Origin of the sequence: Sphingomonas canadensis (assembly GCF_026013525.1) — a bacterium.
In the GTDB taxonomy this organism is placed as follows: Bacteria; Pseudomonadota; Alphaproteobacteria; order Sphingomonadales; family Sphingomonadaceae; genus Sphingomonas; species Sphingomonas canadensis.
Genome location: NZ_JAPDRA010000001.1, coordinates 873862 through 893310 on the forward strand (window position 1 = coordinate 873862; position 19449 = coordinate 893310).

The 19449-nt window shown below is 69.0% G+C and carries 16 protein-coding genes; 9 read left to right on the plus strand and 7 right to left on the minus strand.

All coding sequences use genetic code 11. From position 1 onward, the window contains the following. Positions 1 to 6 precede the first annotated feature (6 nt). The 4 genes from OM513_RS04255 (at position 7) to OM513_RS04270 (ending at position 4370) form a co-directional block, all read left to right on the plus strand. The gene (locus OM513_RS04255; protein ID WP_264942874.1) at positions 7 to 1224 is read left to right on the plus strand and encodes an argininosuccinate synthase; all 1218 of its coding nucleotides are present in this window, start codon (positions 7 to 9) and stop codon (positions 1222 to 1224) included. An 83-nt stretch (positions 1225 to 1307) separates the two neighbouring features. Continuing rightward, entirely contained in the window at positions 1308 to 2192 is an 885-nt protein-coding gene (locus tag OM513_RS04260) for a hypothetical protein (RefSeq protein ID WP_264942875.1), read from the plus strand. 31 nt (positions 2193 to 2223) lie between these two features. Beyond that, positions 2224 to 3915, plus strand: coding sequence for a DEAD/DEAH box helicase (locus OM513_RS04265; RefSeq protein WP_264942876.1), 1692 nt, complete (start codon positions 2224 to 2226; stop codon positions 3913 to 3915). Then, entirely contained in the window at positions 3912 to 4370 is a 459-nt protein-coding gene (locus OM513_RS04270) for a YaiI/YqxD family protein (RefSeq protein WP_264942877.1), read from the plus strand. Before OM513_RS04265 ends, OM513_RS04270 begins: the two co-directional genes overlap by 4 nt. On the opposite strand, the gene OM513_RS04275 is transcribed toward OM513_RS04270, so the two are convergent. Further along, the gene (locus OM513_RS04275) at positions 4371 to 5576 is read right to left on the minus strand and encodes a glycosyltransferase family 2 protein (RefSeq protein ID WP_264942878.1); all 1206 of its coding nucleotides are present in this window, start codon (positions 5574 to 5576) and stop codon (positions 4371 to 4373) included. A gap of 98 nt (positions 5577 to 5674) precedes the next feature. Between OM513_RS04275 and OM513_RS04280 the strand changes: the two genes are divergently transcribed. Both OM513_RS04280 and OM513_RS04285 read left to right on the plus strand, forming a co-directional pair. Beyond that, the gene (locus OM513_RS04280; RefSeq protein ID WP_264942879.1) at positions 5675 to 7453 is read left to right on the plus strand and encodes a hypothetical protein; all 1779 of its coding nucleotides are present in this window, start codon (positions 5675 to 5677) and stop codon (positions 7451 to 7453) included. A gap of 43 nt (positions 7454 to 7496) precedes the next feature. Then, entirely contained in the window at positions 7497 to 9191 is a 1695-nt protein-coding gene (locus OM513_RS04285) for a hypothetical protein (RefSeq protein ID WP_264942880.1), read from the plus strand. A 21-nt stretch (positions 9192 to 9212) separates the two neighbouring features. On the opposite strand, the gene OM513_RS04290 is transcribed toward OM513_RS04285, so the two are convergent. Genes OM513_RS04290 through OM513_RS04300 form a run of 3 tightly spaced genes read right to left on the minus strand, consistent with a single transcriptional unit; the run spans position 9213 to position 12441 of the window. Continuing rightward, positions 9213 to 10352 (minus strand): GNAT family N-acetyltransferase, encoded by a 1140-nt coding sequence (locus OM513_RS04290; RefSeq protein WP_264942881.1) that lies wholly within the window; start codon positions 10350 to 10352, stop codon positions 9213 to 9215. A gap of 41 nt (positions 10353 to 10393) precedes the next feature. Beyond that, a complete protein-coding gene (metC, locus tag OM513_RS04295) occupies positions 10394 to 11608 on the minus strand; it encodes a cystathionine beta-lyase (protein WP_264942882.1) in 1215 nt (404 codons plus the stop codon). Then, positions 11605 to 12441 carry a sulfurtransferase gene (locus tag OM513_RS04300; protein WP_264942883.1) on the minus strand — a complete coding sequence of 279 codons (837 nt, stop codon included), beginning with the start codon at positions 12439 to 12441 and terminating at the stop codon, positions 11605 to 11607. Before OM513_RS04300 ends, metC begins: the two co-directional genes overlap by 4 nt. Before the next feature lie 63 nt (positions 12442 to 12504). Here OM513_RS04300 and queF point away from each other — a divergent pair, with 63 nt between their 5' ends. The 3 genes from queF (at position 12505) to OM513_RS04315 (ending at position 16662) form a co-directional block, all read left to right on the plus strand. Then, positions 12505 to 12951, plus strand: coding sequence for a preQ(1) synthase (gene queF, locus OM513_RS04305; RefSeq protein WP_264942884.1), 447 nt, complete (start codon positions 12505 to 12507; stop codon positions 12949 to 12951). A gap of 136 nt (positions 12952 to 13087) precedes the next feature. Continuing rightward, a complete protein-coding gene (locus OM513_RS04310; protein WP_264942885.1) occupies positions 13088 to 15358 on the plus strand; it encodes a glycosyltransferase family 4 protein in 2271 nt (756 codons plus the stop codon). A 23-nt stretch (positions 15359 to 15381) separates the two neighbouring features. Further along, a complete protein-coding gene (locus OM513_RS04315; RefSeq protein ID WP_264942886.1) occupies positions 15382 to 16662 on the plus strand; it encodes a glycoside hydrolase family 130 protein in 1281 nt (426 codons plus the stop codon). 59 nt (positions 16663 to 16721) lie between these two features. Here OM513_RS04315 and OM513_RS04320 read toward each other — a convergent pair whose 3' ends face one another. From OM513_RS04320 to OM513_RS04325, 3 genes are all read right to left on the minus strand, one after another. Next, positions 16722 to 18671 carry an OPT family oligopeptide transporter gene (locus tag OM513_RS04320; protein ID WP_264942887.1) on the minus strand — a complete coding sequence of 650 codons (1950 nt, stop codon included), beginning with the start codon at positions 18669 to 18671 and terminating at the stop codon, positions 16722 to 16724. 138 nt (positions 18672 to 18809) lie between these two features. Further along, the gene (locus tag OM513_RS20800; protein ID WP_380916228.1) at positions 18810 to 19130 is read right to left on the minus strand and encodes a PIN domain-containing protein; all 321 of its coding nucleotides are present in this window, start codon (positions 19128 to 19130) and stop codon (positions 18810 to 18812) included. Positions 19131 to 19248: 118 nt separating this feature from the next. Then, positions 19249 to 19446, minus strand: coding sequence for a hypothetical protein (locus OM513_RS04325; protein ID WP_264942888.1), 198 nt, complete (start codon positions 19444 to 19446; stop codon positions 19249 to 19251). Positions 19447 to 19449: the final 3 nt, after the last annotated feature.

Consider the following 19449-nt stretch of genomic DNA (forward strand, 5'->3'; position numbering starts at 1 on the left):
CCCGCGATGTCCGATAAGATCAACCGAGTCGTCCTGGCCTATTCGGGCGGCCTGGACACCAGCGTGATCCTGAAGTGGCTCCAGCAGACCTATCAGTGCGAGGTGGTGACCTTCACCGCCGACCTGGGCCAGGGCGAGGAGCTGGAGCCCGCGCGCAGGAAGGCGGAGCTGGCCGGCGTGAAGCCCGAGCATATCTTCATCGACGATCTGCGCGAGGAATTCGTCCGCGATTTCGTGTTCCCGATGATGCGCGCCAACGCCGCCTATGAGGGCGTGTACCTGCTCGGCACCTCGATCGCCCGGCCGCTGATCGCCAAGCGCCAGATCGAGATCGCCAAGCTGGTCGGCGCGGACGCGGTGAGCCACGGCGCCACCGGCAAGGGCAACGATCAGGTGCGTTTCGAGTTGGGATATTACGCGCTCGCCCCGGACATCAAGGTGATCGCCCCCTGGCGCGAATGGGACCTGACCAGCCGCACCAAGCTGATCGAGTTCGCCGAGAAGCACCAGATCCCCGTCGCGAAGGACAAACGCGGCGAGGCTCCCTTCTCCACCGACGCGAACCTGCTGCACACCTCGTCCGAGGGCAAGGTGCTGGAGGACCCGTGGGAGCAGGTGCCCGATTACGTCTTCTCGCGCACCGTGAACCCGGAGGACGCGCCCGATACGCCGCACGTCATCACCGTGCATTTCGAGAAGGGCGATGCGGTGGCGGTGGACGGCGATCCGATGTCGCCCGCCACGCTGCTCGCGCATCTGAACGAACTGGGCCGCGAGCATGGCATCGGCCGGCTCGATCTGGTCGAGAACCGCTTCGTCGGCATGAAGAGCCGCGGCATGTATGAGACGCCGGGCGGCACGATCCTGCACGTCGCGCATCGCGCGATCGAATCGCTGACGCTCGATCGCGGCGCCGCGCACCTGAAGGACGAGCTGATGCCGCGCTATGCGGAGCTGATCTACAATGGCTTCTGGTTCAGCCCGGAGCGCGAGATGCTGCAGGCCGCGATCGACCACAGCCAGGCCAGGGTGAACGGCACCGTGCGGCTGAAGCTCTACAAGGGCGGGGTGCATGTGATCGGCCGCCAGTCGCCCGATTCGCTGTACAGCGAGAAGGTGGTCACCTTCGAGGACGATCAGGGCGCCTATGACCAGCGCGACGCCGCAGGCTTCATCAAGCTCAACGCGCTGCGCCTGCGACTGCTGGGCCGCCGCGATCGCTGAAACGCTCCGTCCCGGATGTTTCGGCCGTGCGGGCGGCGCATCTGCTGCTAGGCTGCGGGCGAACGGCCCTGGGGGGGATTCGGATGCGGTTGGGAACGATCCTGGGCGCGCTCGCGCTGCTGCTGCCGCTGGCGGCACCCGCCGGCGCGCAGACGGTGGGCGAGCGCGCCTTCCGGTCGGACATGATCAAGCGCGTCCAGGCGAAGCTGCCCGATGCGGAGGTGACGCCCGATCCCGACGATTTCCTGGCGCTGCACGTCAAGGGCGGCGTGCTCGACGGTGCGACCATCAACCTCCATCGCATCTACGAATATTGCGCCGGGCACAGCGCCGAGGACTGCGAGACGCTGAAGCAGGATTTCACGGGCAAGATGACCAGCCCGAACCCGGATCCGACCGTGGCCTCGCTCCGCCTGATGGTGCGCGACCGCGTCTATCTGGAAAACCTGCTGGAGATGGAGCGCCGCTCCGCCGCCGAGGGCAAGAACTTCCATTATGTCTACGAACAGATCGGCGAGGATCTCTTCGCCATCCTGGTATCCGACGCGCCGGACAAGGTGGCCATCCTGCCCGACGATTCGCTGAAGGACCTGGGGCTCACCCGCAAGACCGCTTGGGCCAAGGCGGCGAAACAGACCCGAGACGCGCTGCCGCCGCTGCCGAAGCCGGACCAGCTCAAGGCTTCGGCTGTCGCGTTCCAGGAATATGAGTATCTGCCCAGCCTGCTCCTCGATCTGCCCGCATGGGCCAGGATCGCCGAGGCGGTGGGGCCGGACCTGTTCGTCACCGCGGTTTCGGACGGGTTCGTGTTCGCCGGCACCATGCCCGACGATGCGGTGGCCGAGTTCGCCGAGACGGTGGCCGAGGACTGTGCCGAGCAGGAGCGCTGCATCTCGCCGCACATCTATCGATTCCGCGACGGGCGCTGGGTGATCGCCCGCGCGCCCGGGGACGGCGCTTCGCGGTAGCGCGCGGGCGCGTCTCCCTCTAAGGGGCTCCATGCCCTTTGAGAGTCTTCCGCCGCTTCTTTCCGAAGCGCTCGCCGCGCGTGGCTATGCCGCGCCTACCCCCGTACAGGCCGCCGTCCTCGAATCCGAAGCCGTTGGGCGCGATCTGATCGTCTCTGCCCAGACCGGTTCGGGCAAGACCGTGGCCTTTGGCCTGGCCATGGCCGCCGAGCTGATCGAGGGCGACACGCTGCCCCCGCCGCGCGCGCCGCTGGCGCTGGTGATCGCCCCCACGCGCGAGCTGGCGCTGCAGGTCAGCCGCGAGCTGGTGTGGCTCTATGGCAAGGCGCATGCCCGGATCGCCACCTGTGTCGGCGGCATGGATGCCTCCAAGGAGCGGCGCGCGCTGAGCCATGGCGCCCACATCGTGGTCGGCACGCCGGGCCGGCTGCGCGATCACCTGGAGCGCGGCGCGCTCGACCTGTCGGAGCTGCGCGTCGCCGTGCTCGATGAGGCGGACGAGATGCTCGACATGGGCTTTCGCGAGGATCTGGAGGAGATACTGGACGCGACGCCCGCCGGCCGCCGCACGCTGCTGTTCTCCGCCACCATGCCCAAGCCGATCGTCGCGCTGGCGCGGCGATACCAGCAGGACGCGCTGCGCATCTCCACCGTGGGCGAGGATCGCGGCCATGGCGACATCGCCTATCAGGCGGTCACCGTCAGCCCGTCCGACATCGAGCATGCGGTGATCAACCTGCTGCGGCTGCACGAGGCGGAGACGGCGATCCTGTTCTGCGCCACGCGCGACAATGTCCGCCATCTCCACGCCGGGCTGGTCGAGCGCGGGTTCGCGGCGGTGGCGCTTTCGGGCGAGCACAGCCAGAACGAGCGCAACGCCGCGCTCCAGGCGCTGCGCGACCGGCGCGCGCGCGTGTGCGTCGCCACCGATGTCGCCGCGCGCGGGATCGATCTGCCGACGCTCAGCCTGGTCATCCACGTCGAGCTGCCGCGCGACGCGGAGACGCTGCAGCACCGGTCCGGCCGCACCGGGCGCGCGGGCAAGAAGGGGACGGCGGTGCTGATCGTCCCCTATCCGCGCCGCCGCCGGGTGGAGGCGATGCTGAAGGGCGCGCGGATCAACGCCGAATGGGTCGATGTGCCCACCCCCGACGACATCCGCGCGAGCGACCGCGAACGGCTGCTCGCCGCGCTGCTGGCCCCGGTGGAGACCGACGAGGAGGATCGCGCGCTGGCCGAGCGTCTGCTCGCCGAGAAGAGCGCCGAGGATATCGCCGCCGCGCTGGTCCGCGCCCATCGCGCCGCGATGCCCCAGCCGGAGGAGCTGATCGAGGCGACCCCCGAGGCCCGCCGCGCCGCGCAGCAGGAGCGCCACCGCCCCGGCTTCGAGGATATCCTGTGGTTCCGCATGGACATCGGCCGCCGCCAGAACGCCGATCCGCGCTGGATCCTGCCGCTGCTGTGCCGCCGCGGCCATATCACCAAGAACGAGATCGGGGCGATCCGCATCGGCCCGAACGAGACCGCGTTCCAGATCCCCCGCGCGATCGCCGCGCGTTTCCAGGCCGCCGTGGCCCGCACCGCGGAAGGGGAGGATGACGTGCGGATCGAGCCCTCGCCCGGCCCGATCCAGGACGCGCGGCCGCAGCGCAACGGCCCCAACCGCCCCATTCCCCCGCGCCACAAGGCCACGCCGCACCGCCGGGGTCCCCGCCCGCGATGAGCGATGGGCCGCGGATACTGGTCGACGCCGATGCCTGCCCGGTGAAGGAGGAGGTCTACAAGGTTGCCTGGCGGCGCGAGGTGCCCGTCACCATCGTCGCCAATAGCTGGCTGCGCGTGCCGGCCCATCCGCTGATATCGCGCGTCGTGGTGAGCGACGGGTTCGACGCCGCCGACGACTGGATCGCCGAAGCGGCGGACGCGCGCACGGTGGTGATCACCGCCGATATCCTGCTGGCCGATCGCTGCCTGAAGGCCGGGGCGGCGGTGCTGGCGCCCAACGGCAAGCCCTTCACCACCAGCTCGATCGGCGCTGCGATCGCGACGCGCGCGATCATGGCGGACCTGCGCGCCGGCGGCGAACAGATCGGCGGCCCGCCGCCCTTCGCGCGGGAGGACCGATCGCGCTTCCTCCAGGCGCTGGATACGGCGCTGGTGCGGCTGGCGCGGGGCTGATCAGCGCCCGCGCGGCTGGTCCATCAGGCCGATGAAGAAGGCGGTCACCACCATCTGCAATCCGATGCAGCTCATCAGCATCGACGGGATCGTCAGCCGCATCAGCGCCGCGGGATCGAGATCGCCGAAGCCGTTGGAGGCCCAGATCGACGTCGCCGTCAGCGCGCCGCCGATCCCGCCGGCGAGCATCAGCCCGCCCAGGATGCACGCGCGCTCGACGCTGAACCAGTTGCGCACCGATCGCATGAAGCCGCTTTCGGGCCACATGCCGGCGATGGTGCCGTATCGCCGCGCCATCACGCTCAGCCCGATGAGCTGCGATCCCATCAGCACCGCCATCGCGGCGAAGATCATCGTGTGGACGCCCAGCTCCACCCCGCCGACATGCGCGTCGCCCGGGATCAGCCCCAGCACGCCCAGCAGCCCCGCGGCCGCGAGCGCCACGCCGGGATAGAGGAACAGCCATTTGGGCGCATAGATCAGCAGGAAGCGCAGGTGGCGCCAGCCATCGCGCCAGGTGCGCAGATGCGGCGGGCGGCTGCGCCCGTCGGGCTTCAGCGTCGTCGGCACCTCGCGGATGTCGAGCCCCTCGATCGCGGCCTTCACCACCATCTCGCTGGCGAATTCCATCCCCGGCGCGGTCAGCCCCAGCCGCCGGATGCTGTCGCGGCGGAACGCGCGCAGCCCGCAGTGGAAGTCGCCCACCGGCACCTCGAAGAAGATCCGGCCCAGGAAGCTGAGCACCGGATTGCCCAGATATTTGTGGAGCGGCGGCATCGCGCCGGGGGCGATACCGCCCTGGAAGCGGTTGCCCATCACCAGCTCCGCGCCGCCGCGCAGCTCCTCGACGAACGGCATCAGCGATCCGAAGTCATAGCTGTCGTCGGCATCGCCCATCGCGACATAGGTGCCGCGCGCCGCGGCGATCCCGCCGATCAGCGCCGCGCCATAGCCCTTGGCCGGCACGGCCACCACGCGCGCGCCCAGCCCCTCGGCGATGCGCTGCGATCCGTCGGTCGATCCGTTGTCGGCGACGATCACCTCGCCCTTCAGCGCATGCGCCTCCAGGAAGGCGCGCGCCTTGATCACGCAGGCCGCGATCGTCTCCGCCTCGTTCAGGCAGGGCATCACGATCGAAAGCTCAACCGAATCCTCCTGCGCCGTGGGCGTGGAACGGACTTCGGCGGCGGGGCGTGCGGCGGGCATGGCGTCTCCTTCGCCGCCGGATGTGCCCCGGCGCCCCCCAAGTTTTGGTTAACGCGACAAGACAATCTTAAGCACGTTGGCGGCATCACCCGTTTCCGATGACCGCCGCAACCGCTCCCGCCGCCGCGCCCCGCGCCGACGCGCCTTCGGCCGATCTGTCGCCGCCCGCCGCGGGAAGGCACCGCATCTGGCCGCTCGCGCTGGCGATCGCGCTGATCCTCACCGCCGCCTGGACGATCAAGGACTGGGCGGTGCTCAGCCGCCTTTGGCTGCCGGACAACGACGATATGGTGCGGCTCCAGCAGGTGCGCGACTGGCTGGGCGGACAGGGCTTCAACGATCTGATGCAATATCGCTTCGGCCCGCCGGAGGGCGCGTCGATGCACTGGTCGCGGATCGCCGATGCGGCGCTCGCGCTGCTGCTGCTGGTGCTGACCCCGCTGATCGGCACGCACGCGGCGGAGGTGGCGGCGGTGATCGCCTGGCCGGCGATGCTGTTCTTCGCTTATCTGCTGATCGTCGCGCGGATGGCGGGGCGGATCGGTGGCGATGGCGCGCGCATCCCCGCGCTGATCCTCGCCGCGCTCGCCTTTCCCACGATCAGCCTGTTCCTTCCGGGCCGGATCGATCACCATGCGCTGCAGATCGTGCTGCTGGTGCTGCTGGCGGACATGCTGGTGGTGGAGCCCACGCTGCGCCGCGGGCTGGCCGCCGGCGCCGCCGCCGCGCTCAGCCTGGCGGTGGGGCTGGAGGCCGCGCCCGAGATCGTCGCCGCGGTGGCGGCGATGGGGCTCGCCTGGATCGCGGGCGGCCGCGAACAGGACCGGCGCATGCTGGGCTTCGCGCTGGCGCTGGGCGGGGTCACGCTCGCGCTGCTCGCCTTCGCGCGGCCGCATGTCTGGCCCGAGCAATGGTGCGACGGATTCACGCCGGCTTCCTCGCGCGGCACGCTGGTGCTGGCCGGCGCGCTGGCGGCGCTCGGGCTGGCGGGCGCGCGGCTCGGCGGGTGGAAGGCACGTACCGGCGTGGCGGCCGTGCTGGGCACCATTGCCGCGGCGGCGGCGTGGAAGACTTCGGCGGTGTGCGTGGCTGGCCCCTATGGCGCGCTCGATCCCTTCCTCCAGCAGGTGTGGATGCGCAACGTGAACGAGGCGAGCAGCCTGTTGCGCCAGGACACGTTCGGCACCGCGGTCGCCTATGGCGGACTGATCCTGCCCGGTGCGGCGCTGGCCGCCTGGATGGCATGGCGCGAGCCGCGGTGGCGGGTGTTCGCGATCTTCCTGGTGCTGGGCGCGCTTGCCAGCGTGGCGCAGGTGCGGGTGACCTATATCATGGCGGGGATAGCCGTGGTGCCATTCGCCGCGCTGCTGGCGCGCGAGACGACGCTGGTGCGCCGGCTGGCCTTGTGGACGCTGGGCGCGGGCATCTGCTGGAACCTGATCGCCGCGCAGTTGGACGGCGTGCTCGCCAAGCCGATCGTGATCGCGCGCGCGGTGCAGAAGAATTGCGTGTCTCCAGACGGCGTTGCGGTGATCGCCGGATTGCCGCGCGGCACGATCATGGCGCCGCTGGACCTCGATTCCTACCTACTCGCGGCGACGCCGCATCATGTGGTGGGCAGCCTGTATCACCGCAACAATGCCGGGAACCTGGCGATGTACCGGTTTTTCCTGTCCCCGCCCGATGCCGCGCGGCATCAGGCGCGGGCGGAGGGGATAAATTATGTCGCGATCTGCGGCGGCCTGCTCCATGAGCCCGGGCTGGAGCGCTATCGCCCCGGCAGCCTGGCCGAACGGCTTCAGTCGGGCGCCCCTGCGCCGGACTGGCTTGAGCCGGTTGCGACGGACAGCCCGATCCAGCTCTATCGCGTGCGCTGAACGCGGCTTGCGGCGGCCCCGTCCGCTGCCCTAAAGCCGCTCGATGGACAGGGGCGAAGCGCTGCATTGGTGGCAGACACGATGGTTCGTGGCCGCGGCCGCATTGTTGGCCGTGGTGCCGCTGTTGTGGCCGGATATTCCGCCGCTGGTCGACCTGCCCGGGCACATGGGGCGCTATCGCGTCCAGCTTGAGCATGCGCAGCACCCGTGGCTGCTCGAATGGTATAATTTCGAGTGGAGCCTGATCGGCAACCTGGGCGTCGACCTGCTCATCATCCCGCTCGAGAAGATCTTCGGGCTGGAACTGGCGGTGAAGCTGATCGTGATGACGATCCCGCCGCTGACGGTGATCGGCCTGTTGTGGATCGCGCGGGAGGTGCATGGCCGCATCCCGGCGACGACGCTGTTCGCGCTGCCGCTGGCCTATGCCTTCCCGTTCCACTTCGGCTTCGTCAACTTCGCGCTCTCGATGGCGCTGGCGCTCAACGCCTTCGCGCTGTGGCTGCGGCTGGCGCGGCTGGGGCGGCTGCGGCTGCGTGCGATCCTGTTCGTGCCGATATCGTTCCTGGTGTGGATCACCCACACCTTCGGCTGGGGGACGCTGGGCGTGCTTGCCTTCTCCGCCGAGCTGATCCGCCAGCACGACCTGCGGCGCAAGCCGGGGCGGCCGTGGAACGTGGGGCTGGTCGATTCCTGGGTGGTGCCCTGGTTCTGGGCGGGGATCCACTGCCTGGTGCTGGCGCCGCCGGCGCTGCTGATGCTCGCGTGGCGCAGCGGCGCGGTCTCGGGCCAGACGACCGATATGTTCAACTGGCGCGCCAAGATGCTGTGGATCACCCAGGTGTTCCGCGATCGCTGGCAGTTGTTCGACATCGCCAGCGTTGGCGTGCTGTTCCTGCTGCTGTTCAAGGCGGTGCGCGATCCGAATATCCAATATTCGCGCAACCTGGGCCTGTCGGCGATCTTCCTGCTGCTGGTCTATATCTTCCTGCCGCGCATCGTTTTCGGATCGGCCTATGCCGACATGCGGCTGGTGCCCTTCCTGATCGCGATCGCGATCGTGGCGATCCGGCCGAAGCCAGGGCTTTCGATCCGCGGCGCGGCGACGGTGGCGATGCTGGGCCTCGCCTTCTATGGCGCGCGCATCGCGGGCACCACCTGGTCGTTCCTGCTCTACGACCAGGCCTATGATCGCGAGCTGAAGGCGCTGGAGCATCTGCCCGTCGGATCGCGGCTGGTGAGCTTCGTGGGTGAGACCTGCTACAACGAATGGCGGATGACGCGGCTTCAGCACCTGCCGGGCCTCGCGCTCGAACGGCGGCTGTCCTACACCAACGATCAATGGTCGATGCAGGGCGGCCAGTTGATGACGGTGCGCTATCTCTCCGATCGTCCGCGCCGCGACATCGCCCGGCGCTTCATCCACGATCCGTCGCAGATGGTGACCGACGTGCAGTGCCCGCGCGAATATTGGCGGCCGGTGGCGTGGATGCTGGTCAACATGCCGCGCGACGCCTTCGACTATGTCTGGGTGATTCGCCCGCCCGCCTATGACCGGCGGCTGGAGCAGGGGCTGATCCCGCTGTGGCGCGGCGAGGACGGCAGCGCGCTGTTCAAGGTCGATCGCGACGTGCCCGCCCCGGTGCCCACGACGCGCGATCTGCCGCGCCCGCGCCCGCTGAAGGACTTTGCCGAGGACGGCAGCCAGATCGTCAACTCGATGTCGCCGGACTTTTGAGGGCCGCCGCGCCGGGACTCGTCATCCCCCGCGGCGGAAGGGCATCATCTGCCCCAGGAATTCCTGCTCGTGCGCGACGGCGGCCTTTTCGCGCTCCAGAAAGTCGGCCACCGCGCGGCGGAAGCCGGGATCGGGCAGCCAGTGCGCGGACCAGGTGGTGACCGGCCGGTATCCGCGCGCCAGCTTGTGTTCGCCCTGCGCCCCCGCCTCCACGCGGCCCAGCCCGCGTGCGATCGCGGCGTCGATCGCCTGATAATAGCAGAGCTCGAAGTGGAGGAACGGCACCTCCTCGGTGCAGCCCCAGTATCGGCCGTACAGCGCATCGGCGCCGATCAGGTTCAGCGCCCCCGCGATCGGCTGCCCGTCGCGCTCTGCCAGGATCAGCAGCACGCGATCCCCCATCGCCTCGCCCAGCATCGAGAAGAAGGATCGCGTCAGATAGGGCCGCCCCCATTTGCGGCCGCCGGTATCCTGATAGAAGTTCCAGAAGGCGTCCCAATGCGCCTCGGTTATCTCCGCGCCGCTCAGGTGGCGGATGGCCAGCCCCGCCGCCGCCTCGGCGCGCTCGCGGCGGATCGCCTTGCGCTTGCGGCTGGAGAGTGCGCCCAGGAAATCGTCGAAGCAGCCATAGCCCTGGTTCTGCCAGTGGAACTGGGTGCCCGCGCGCACCAGCCAACCGGCTGCCTCGAACAGCGGTAGCTGCGCTTCCTCGACGAAGGTGACGTGCGCGGAGGACAGGCCGTTCTGTTCGGTCAGCGTCTCGATCGCGGCGATCAGCGCAGGCGCCATCGCCGGATCGCGCAGCAGCAGCCGCGGGCCGGGCACGGGGGTGAAGGGCACCGCCACCTGGATCTTGGGATAATAGCGCCCGCCCGCGCGCTGCCATGCGTCGGCCCAGGCATGGTCGAACACATATTCGCCCTGGCTGTGGCTCTTGGCATAGGCGGGCGCGATCGCGGCGGGCGCGCCATCGGCGCCGTCCACAACGATCGGCAGCGGCTGCCACCCCGTCTCCGCCGTCGCCGAGCCCGAGCGTTCGAGCGCGGAGAGGAATGCATGGCTGACGAAGGGATCGGCGGTGCCGGCGCAGGCATCCCATCGCGCTGCCGGAATCGAGCAGACGCCGTCGGCGATTCGGGCGGTTACGGATGACGCGGGCACGCGCCGAAGATAGGCGCGCGGTCCGCGTTGCGGAAGAAGCCTCAGCCCGCCGCCGCGCGGAACCTTGCCAGCCCGGATTCCAGATCGGCGATCAGGTCGTCCGTATCCTCCAGCCCGATCTGGAGGCGCACCGCCGGGCCTTCCGCCTGCCAGCGCGTCGCGGTGCGATAGCGTTCGGGATCGACCGGGATCGCCAGGCTTTCGAACCCGCCCCAGCTATAGCCGATGCCGAAATGCGCCAGCCCGTCGATCAGCGCGGCCCGCGCGCCCTCGTCCCCGCCGCGCAGCACGAAGGAGAACAGCCCCGATGCGCCGCGGAAATCGCGCGCGAAGATATCGTGCCCCGGGCAATCGGGCAGCGCGGGGTGGAGCACGCGCGCCACCTCCGGCCGGGTGCGCAGCCATTCGGCGACGCGCAGCGCCGATTCGCCGTGCTGGCGCATCCGCACCCCCAGCGTGCGCAGCCCGCGCGATCCCAGCCAGGCGTCGTCGGGGCTGGCGGTCTGGCCGAGCTGGTAGCTGGCGTCGCGCAACGCGGCGTGGCGGCCGGGCGCGGCGGTCACCGATCCCAGCATCACGTCCGAATGGCCGACGATATATTTGGTGCAGGCAAGGATGGTGTAATCCACTCCCAGCCCGATCGCGGGGAACAGCAGCGGCGTGGCCCAGGTGTTGTCGAGCAGCGTGACGATGCCGCGCGCCCGCGCGACATCCACGATCGCGGGCACGTCCTGCACCTCGAAGGTCAGGCTGCCGGGGCTTTCCAGGAAGATCGCCCGGGTGCGCTCGCCCAACATCCCGGCGATGTCCGCGCCAATCAGCGGATCGTAGAAGCGCGTGGCGATGCCGAAGCGCTTGAGCAGCCCGTTGGCCAGCCCGCGCGTGGGATCATAGACGCTGTCGGGCACCAGCAGCTCGTCGCCGGGCGACAGCACCGCGAGCAGCGCCGACGCGATCGCCGCCACGCCCGAGGGATAGAGCAGCGTCGCCTCCGCCCCCGGCTCCAGCTCGGTCAGCGCGTCGGCCAGCGCCCATTGCGTGGGGGTGCCGCGGCGGCCGTAGAACAGCCGGTGGTGCGTGTCCCGCCCGGCGGCGGCGCGCAGTTCGGCGACGTCTTCGTACAGGATGGTCGATGCGCGCCACACCGGCGGACTGACGATGCCCTGCGTCCATTCAGGGCGCCGCCCGGCCTCCACGATGCGGGTGGCATCGCCCGGTCCCTTGGACGGGTTCGTGCCCTCGTCTCCGCCGCTCATGCGCCGGCCGCCTTGGGCGTATCGGGATGGGCGCCCCATTCGCTCCAGCTTCCGTCGTAGAGCGCGGCCTCATGCCCCAGCAGGTGCGCGGCGAACACGATCACCGCGGCGGTGACCCCCGAGCCGCAGGTGGCGGCAAGCGGGCGCGCGGGATCGATTCCCGCATCGGCGAATACTGCCGCCAGCGCGTCGTCGCGCTTCCAGGTGCCGTCCGCCTCGAAGAAGCGGGCATAGTGGAGGTTGCACGATCCCGGGATATGGCCCGATGCCAGCCCCGGGCGGGCCTCAGCCTCCGTGCCGGTGAAGCGGGCGGGGCCGCGCGCGTCGGCCACCTGCTCGGCGCCGCTCGCGACATTGGCGAGCATGTCCGCCAGCGTCCGCACGCCCGCAGGCGCCCGGCGCGGCGTGAAGTGGCGCGGGCGCGGGATGTCCAGGTCGGCGGTCACCGGCCGGCCCTCCGCGCGCCATTTCTGCATGCCGCCGTCAAGGATCGCGACATCGGGCGTGCCATAGCGGGTGAGGACCCACCATGCCCGCGCCGCGGTGTGCATCGGGCTGTTGTCGTAGAGCAGGATGCGCATCCCGTCGCCGGCGCCCAGCTTCGCCATGCGGCTGGCGACCAGCTCGGGCGGGGGCAGCATCGCCGGGCGGGGGTCGGCCGCGTCGACGAAGGTCGAGAGCGACAGGAACTGCGCGCCGGGGATATGCCCCTGCGCGAATTCCGCCGCCGCGTCGCGCCCATGCTCGGGCAGGAAGGCGGTGGCGTCGATCAGCGCCAGATCGCGCGCGCCCAGCGCATCCGCCAGCCATTCGGTGGAAACCAGTGCGTCCATGGCCCGTGTTCTTAGGACTCGCGGCGCTTTGCAGCAACGCGATACAGCCACTAGATGGAGGCCATGGAACCCAGGCACCTTGGCCAGCAATCGCCGCTCCCCGCATCGCCCGAGGCGGCGGTGCTCGATTACGTCCCCAATCCGCGCGCGGGCACGCGATATCTGGTGCGCTTCGCCGCGCCGGAGTTCACCTCGCTCTGCCCGGTCACCGGGGCGCCCGATTTCGCGCATCTGGTGATCGATTATGTGCCGCGCGCGACGATCGTCGAATCCAAGTCGCTCAAGTTGTTCCTGGCCAGCTTCCGCAATCACGGCGCCTTTCACGAGGATGTGACGGTGGGCATCGGCCAGCGGCTGTTCGACGAAATGGCGCCGGAGTGGCTGCGTATCGGCGGATATTGGTATCCGCGCGGCGGCATCCCGATCGACGTGTTCTGGCAATCGGGCGAACCGCCCGAGGGCGTGTGGGTGCCCGCGCAGGATGTTCCCGGATATCGCGGCCGCGGCTGATCGCGCGATTTACATCAGGCCGCCGTCAATGTACGTTGTTGCATTGCAGCATAGTTGAACCAAATCAGGGACGGGGAGTTGGGAAGGCTGACGGGCTTAAGTGCCTGCACCAACTGGTCTTTGTAAAGGACGAGGGATGGCGCCGAACGATTCGACCGCATTGCGGCATATCGCCCTTATCGGCAACTTCCTGCCGCGCAAATGCGGCATCGCGACCTATACCACGGACACGCATGCCGCGCTGAAGGCGCGTTTCCCGGATCTTCGCGTCGATGTCTATGCGATGGACGATCATCCGGGCCGTTACGATTATCCGCCTGAGGTGACCCGCGCGATCCCGCAGAACGAACGTTCCGCCTATGTGGAGGCTGCGCGCGCGATCGAGGAGAGCGGCGCCCAGGCGCTGTGGGTCCAGCATGAATATGGCATCTTCGGCGGGGCAGCCGGCGAGATGCTGATCGCGCTGCTCGACCGGCTGACGATCCCGGTGATCGCGACGCTGCACACCGTGCTCGAACGGCCCAGCGCCGATGAGCGGCGGGTGATGGAGCAGCTCCTGCGCCGTTCCGCGCGCGTGATCGTGATGGCCGAGCGCGGGCGCGAGATACTGCGGCGCGTCCATGGTGTGGGCGATCGCCTGGTCCGCATGATCCCGCACGGCGTACCCGATCGCGCGCTGGCCGATCCCGAGACGCGCAAGCCGCGCTTCGGCTGGCAGGGGCGCGAGGTGGTGCTGACCTTTGGCCTGCTGGCCCCCAACAAGGGCATCGAGACGATGATCGCGGCGATGCCGGAGATCGTCGCGGCGCGGCCCCAGGCGCTGTACGTGGTGCTGGGCGCCACGCATCCCAATCTGGTGGCGCATGAGGGCGAGGCCTATCGCGACCGGCTGAAGGCGCTGGCGGCGGAGAAGGGGGTGGGCGATCACGTCCGCTTCGTCGACGCCTTTGTCGAGCAGGAGGAACTGCTCGACTATCTCCAGGCCGCCGACATCTATGCCACGCCCTATACCAATCCGGCGCAGATCACCTCGGGCACGCTTTCCTATGCCGTGGGCGTGGGCAAGCCCGTGGTCTCCACCCCCTATGTCCATGCCGCCGAGATACTGGCGGACGATCATGGCGTGCTCGTCGGCTTCGGCGACGTGGACGGTTTCGCCAAGGCGATCGTGCGGCTGCTGAGCGATCCGGCCGAACGGGCGCTGATTTCCGGACGCGCCTATGCCCGCGGGCGCACCATGTTGTGGCCGCGGCTGGCCGAATCGGCGGCGGCGGAGCTGTGCGCCGTGCTGGGCCATCGCGCCCCGCCCCGCATCGCCCGATCCAGCGCCGAGATCGCGCCGCTGGCGCCTGATTTCACCGCGGTCGAGCGGATGAGCGATTCCACCGGCATGCTCCAGCATTCGCACTATTCGGTGCCCGACCGGCATCACGGATATTGCATCGACGACAACGCCCGCGCGCTGATCCTGATGTGCCGCATGCCCGATGTGGACCCGGTGGTGCGCGACAGATGGACCAGCGTTTACGCCGGCTTCGTCCAGTTCGCCTGGAACCGCGAGCTGCGCCGTTTCCGCAATTTCATGAATTTCGACCGGAGCTGGAACGAGGCCGCGGGATCGGAGGATTCGAACGGCCGCGCGATCTGGGCGCTGGGCGTCACCGCGCGCGACGCGCATGCCCAGAAGCATCGCGACTGGGCGGCTTCGATGTTCGATACCACCGCTTCGATCGCGCTGGAGCTGGGCAGCCCGCGCGCGCATGCCTTCGCGATGCTGGGCGCCGCGGCGATGGCCCAGGCGCATCCCGGCCATGCGCTGTCGCTCAACATCCTCACCCGCTTTGGCGAGGAGCTGATCGCGCTGCTCGATTCGGCGCGGCGGCCCGAATGGAGCTGGTTCGAGATCGTCCTGGCCTATGACAATGCGCGCCTGCCGGAGGCGCTGTTGCGCGCGGGCATGATCCTGGACCGGCCCGATTTCGTCGCGGTCGGGCTCGAAACGCTGGAGTGGATCGGCGCGCGCCAGACCTCGCCGGAGGGCCGCTTCCGCGCGGTGGGTACGGAGAGCTTCGGCCGCCCCTATGCCGATCCCATGCCGTTCGACCAGCAGCCGCTGGAAGCGCAGGCGTCGATCGATGCGTGCGAGGCCGCCCATGCCGCGACCGGCGATGCGCGCTGGATAGACGAGGCGATGCGCGCATATCGCTGGTATCTGGGCCACAACGACCTGGATCTGCCGCTGGCGAGCGCGCAGGACGGCGGCTGTTTCGACGGCCTGATGCCCACCGGTTTGAACCGCAACCAGGGCGCCGAATCGATTCTGGCACTCCAGCTTGCGAATTGCGCCATTTCGGCTCTTTCAAAGGCGCGGCAAATCGTGGCAACACCCCGGATAGCCTTGGCATAGCGGCCGATTTCCCAGGGGGGTGAATGCTGGAACTGCATCAACACGCGCTTCGCCTGCGGGCAGACCCTTCGCGCGTCGTGGTGCGCCCCTTCCACATCGCGTGGCAGGCCCATGGCGGCGCGCCGAGCCGCACCGAGCGGCTGGTGCGCGAGGTGCTGGAGATGTCGCCCGGCCAGGCACGTGCCGAGCTGGAGGCCGTGCTCAAGGATTTCGAGGCACGCCACTGGCAGACGCGCCGGGTGTTCATGACCCGCTATGAGGAGATCGAGGGCCTGCTGGGCCTCGACGGCAGCCAGATCGGTGACGAGAAGCGCCAGCTCATCGGCGCCTATTTCTGTCACGAATATAGCTATGCCGCCGCCGCGCTGATGAACCCCAGCGCGGTGCCGCATTACGACCAGTCGGGCATGCCGGCCGGATCGCTGCGCATGCTGATGAGCCTGCGAGCGGTGGGCGAGGGGCACATCTCCTCGGTCGCCTTCCGCGAAGGCATCATCACCGACAAGGGCGACATGACGCTGGCGCCCGAGCCGCCCTTCGCCACCGCCGCCGACGCGCATGAGGACGAGGAGCATGTGCCCGAGGGACCGGTGACCGTCTATCGCCACCGCGATTCGACGCTGTCGGGCACGGTGATCTTCCCGATCACGCGGGCGCAGTCCAACGGGCTGGAGGACCTGCGCCTCTGCCATTTCCTGCACGACGACGGGTGTCACGAGTGGATCGGCACCTACACCGCCTATAACGGATCGCAGATCCAGTCGGAGCTGCTGCGCACGCGCGACTGGCGGGCGTTCGATCTGGTGCCGATGACCGGCAGCGCCGCGCGCAACAAGGGCATGGCGCTGTTCCCGCGCAAGGTGGACGGCCGCTACATGATGCTGGGGCGCCAGGATGGCGAGAACATCTTCCTCCACAGCTCCGACAGCATCACCCATTGGGAGGGCGGCGAGCTGCTGATCACCCCGCGTTACCCGTGGGAGCTGGTGCAGATGGGCAATTGCGGCCCGCCGATCGAGATCGACGAGGGCTGGCTGATGCTCACCCATGGCGTTGGGGCGATGCGCAAATATTCGATCGGCGCCGCGCTGCTGGACAAGAACGATCCGTCGAAGGTGATCGGCCGGACCAAGGAACCGATCCTGGCCGCCGCCGACCAGGACCGCGAAGGCTATGTGCCCAACGTGGTCTATACCTGCGGCGCGATCCGCCATGGGGACACGCTGTTCATCCCCTATGGCGTGGCGGACAGCTCGGTCGCCTTCGCCTTCGTGCCGATCCGGTCGCTGCTCGCGCTGATGTGACCGGGCGGCGCCCTTGGGCGCGGCAAGCTCAGCGCGAACGGCGGGTTGGCGGGAAGACTTTAGCGCGCCTTGGCCCGGGTATAGGCGTAGAGGAGCGCGGTGAGCGCCAGGAAGGCGATCGTGCCGCCGCCCAGCGCCCATCCCGCGAAATCGGGGCCAACCACCGCCAGCGGCGATTCCGATCCGGATTCATAGACGATGCCGGCGTAGAGCACGCCGAACAGGCTGTCCCCCACGATCAGGCCCGTCGCCATCAGCACCCCCATGCGCTTGGCGAATTCCGGATCGCGCGCGCGATCGGCAGCGCGATCGTAGAACCAGCCGATCGCCGCGCCCACCACCACCGTCAGCGTCACCGCCATCGGCAGGTAGATGCCCAGCCCCACCGCCAGCGGCGGCAGGCGGAAGCGCCCTTCGCGCGTGTGCGCCAGCAGTTCGTCGGCCGCCACCACGCCCACGCCCACCAGCGCGCCGACGCCGATCATCGCCCAGTTCAGGTCACCGCCCAGCACGCCCTTGGCCAGCGACGAGATCAGCGCCGCCTGGGGCGCGGGCAGCGCATCGGCGCTGGCGCCAGGCACGCCCGCGAAGCCGAACGAGGCGTTGAGCACGCTCAGCACCGGCGGGATCACCAGGCTGCCGAAAATCACGCCGAAGACGAGCGCGAGCTGCTGTTTCCACGGCGTCGCGCCGACGAGCTGGCCGGTCTTCAGGTCCTGGAGATTGTCGTTGGAGATGGTGGCGACGCCGAACACGATGCCGGTGACGATCAGCGCATAGGCGACCAGCGCCTGCGTGGTCCCCGCATCCTGCCCGCGGCCGAACATCGCGACCAGCAGCAGCGACGCGGCCAGGATCGAAAGGATGCCGATGCCCGACACCGGGCTGTTCGACGCGCCGATCAGCCCGGCCATGTATCCGCAGACCGACGCGATCACCAGGCCGATGACCAGGACGAACAGCAGCGATCCCGCGACCAGCAACGCCGCCGATCCCGCCAGCGGCCCGCCCGCCAGCACGTCCCACAACAGCCAGGCGATAGGCACCAGCACGGCCAGCGTGCCCAGCCCGATCCAGCCGATCGGCAGATCGCGCTCGGTATCGGCGATGTCGGCCCCGGCGCGTGCCGCGCGCGATGCGGCGAGCGAGGAGCGCACCCCGCCCACCACCGGCCCGGCGATCTTGAGCAGCGTCCAGATCGCGGCGACGGCGATGGTGCCCGCGCCCAGGAAGCGCACCTCGCTGCGGAACACCGCGCTCGCCACTTCTTCGGCCGCGCCCGGCATGCCTGCGGTCAGGACCGGCAGCGCCACCCACCAGCCGATGGCGATGCCGACCAGCATCGCGATGCCCACGGTCAGCCCGATCAGGTGCCCCGCGCCGATCAGCGCGAAGGAAAGCCCGCCGACGATGCCGGTCGATCCTGCCCCGGCCGTGAAGAAGGCGGCGCCTTCCTCGGCGGCCAGCTTCATGCGGGTGAGCAGTGCGAAGCCCGCCGAAACGAGCGCGGTGACCAGGATTACCGCCAGCCCCTTGGCGCTTTCCTCCGCGCCCGCGCGGCTGCCCGCGCCGATCTGAAGCACTTCGGCGGCGGCGCGGCCCTCCGGATAGGGAAGCTCGGGCGAATCGACGATCAGCGCGCGGCGCAGCGGCACCGAGAACATCACGCCCAATATGCCGCCCAGCATCGTGATCGCCGCCGTCTCCAGATAGGGGAAGCCGTTCCACCAGCCGATCATCACCAGCCCCGGCAATACGAAGATGATCGCCGCCAGCGTTCCCGCGGCGCTGGCCACGGTCTGGACGATGTTGTTCTCCAGGATCGTCGAATTGGGCAGGAATCGCAGGATCGCCATCGATATCACCGCCGCCGGAATCGACGTGGCGAAGGTCAGCCCGATCTTGAGCCCCAGGTAGACGTTCGCCGCCGTGAACAGCAGCGTGATGAACCCGCCCAGGATCACCCCGCGGACGGTAAGCTCCAGCGGAGCGCGGGCGGCGGTGGTCATGGGCGGCGGGCTCCTGCTTCGGATATGCGTTCGGCGCGGGGATAGCCGAAAGTCGCAAAAGTCACGACTGTTTCCCGCGTGCGGGCGCCCGCGCTTGCACGGTGGCCCTTCCTCGGAATAGCGGCCATCGGTTCCGGCTCAACAATCGATTACGCTAAGATAATCCGGGTCTCGCGCCGCGAACCCTCGCATCGCGGCGTCGCGGGTTACGATGGGAATTCCCTTTGCCCTCGCGGTCGCGATCAGGAAACAGTCGCCCGGATCCTTGTGGCCTGTAGACGCGACGACGCGCGCGGCTTCAATGGCAATCTTTTGTCGAATGGGGATGATCCGGGCCGCAGTGGCACGCACCGCCTCGCTAAACCAGCGGTCCGGTGGTTCCTCTCCCAGATGGAGGCGTCCAGCGGTTCGGGCCTTGCGCGTTGCTACCGACAGTTCCCATGCGGTTACCGGTGACACAAAAGGGTATTAGCTTCCTGATTTTCGCCGATTGCGATCAGGGCTTCTTCGGCGAGATTTTCCTCGCCGCTCACGAGCCAAAAAAGCGCGTGCGTGTCGAGCAGGATGCCGCCAAGCGTCAGGGCTTGGTCGGCGCGGACGCGGTCATCCGCCGGTCTGCATTCGTAGCCTGCGAGGCGATAGGCTTGGTAAGGTCGATGGCCTTGTCGATCTTGAGCTTGCCCTTGAGCGATCCCGCTCCGCGCACGGTAACAAGGCGCCCGGACTTTGAATCCCGCACCACCGTCTGCGTCACACTTGCCTTCAGTTTGGCCATTAT

What these genes read in the sequence shown, in the direction of transcription:
- OM513_RS04255 (WP_264942874.1), top strand. Translation starts at nt 7, where the DNA reads ATGTCCGATAAGATCAACCGAGTCGTCCTGGCCTATTCGGGCGGCCTG.
- OM513_RS04260 (WP_264942875.1), top strand. Translation starts at nt 1,308, where the DNA reads ATGCGGTTGGGAACGATCCTGGGCGCGCTCGCGCTGCTGCTGCCGCTG.
- OM513_RS04265 (WP_264942876.1), top strand. Translation starts at nt 2,224, where the DNA reads ATGCCCTTTGAGAGTCTTCCGCCGCTTCTTTCCGAAGCGCTCGCCGCG.
- OM513_RS04270 (WP_264942877.1), top strand. Translation starts at nt 3,912, where the DNA reads ATGAGCGATGGGCCGCGGATACTGGTCGACGCCGATGCCTGCCCGGTG.
- OM513_RS04275 (WP_264942878.1), bottom strand. Translation starts at nt 5,576, where the DNA reads ATGCCCGCCGCACGCCCCGCCGCCGAAGTCCGTTCCACGCCCACGGCG.
- OM513_RS04280 (WP_264942879.1), top strand. Translation starts at nt 5,675, where the DNA reads ATGACCGCCGCAACCGCTCCCGCCGCCGCGCCCCGCGCCGACGCGCCT.
- OM513_RS04285 (WP_264942880.1), top strand. Translation starts at nt 7,497, where the DNA reads ATGGACAGGGGCGAAGCGCTGCATTGGTGGCAGACACGATGGTTCGTG.
- metC (WP_264942882.1), bottom strand. Translation starts at nt 11,608, where the DNA reads ATGAGCGGCGGAGACGAGGGCACGAACCCGTCCAAGGGACCGGGCGAT.
- OM513_RS04300 (WP_264942883.1), bottom strand. Translation starts at nt 12,441, where the DNA reads ATGGACGCACTGGTTTCCACCGAATGGCTGGCGGATGCGCTGGGCGCG.
- queF (WP_264942884.1), top strand. Translation starts at nt 12,505, where the DNA reads ATGGAACCCAGGCACCTTGGCCAGCAATCGCCGCTCCCCGCATCGCCC.
- OM513_RS04310 (WP_264942885.1), top strand. Translation starts at nt 13,088, where the DNA reads ATGGCGCCGAACGATTCGACCGCATTGCGGCATATCGCCCTTATCGGC.
- OM513_RS04315 (WP_264942886.1), top strand. Translation starts at nt 15,382, where the DNA reads ATGCTGGAACTGCATCAACACGCGCTTCGCCTGCGGGCAGACCCTTCG.
- OM513_RS04320 (WP_264942887.1), bottom strand. Translation starts at nt 18,671, where the DNA reads ATGACCACCGCCGCCCGCGCTCCGCTGGAGCTTACCGTCCGCGGGGTG.
- OM513_RS04325 (WP_264942888.1), bottom strand. Translation starts at nt 19,446, where the DNA reads ATGGCCAAACTGAAGGCAAGTGTGACGCAGACGGTGGTGCGGGATTCA.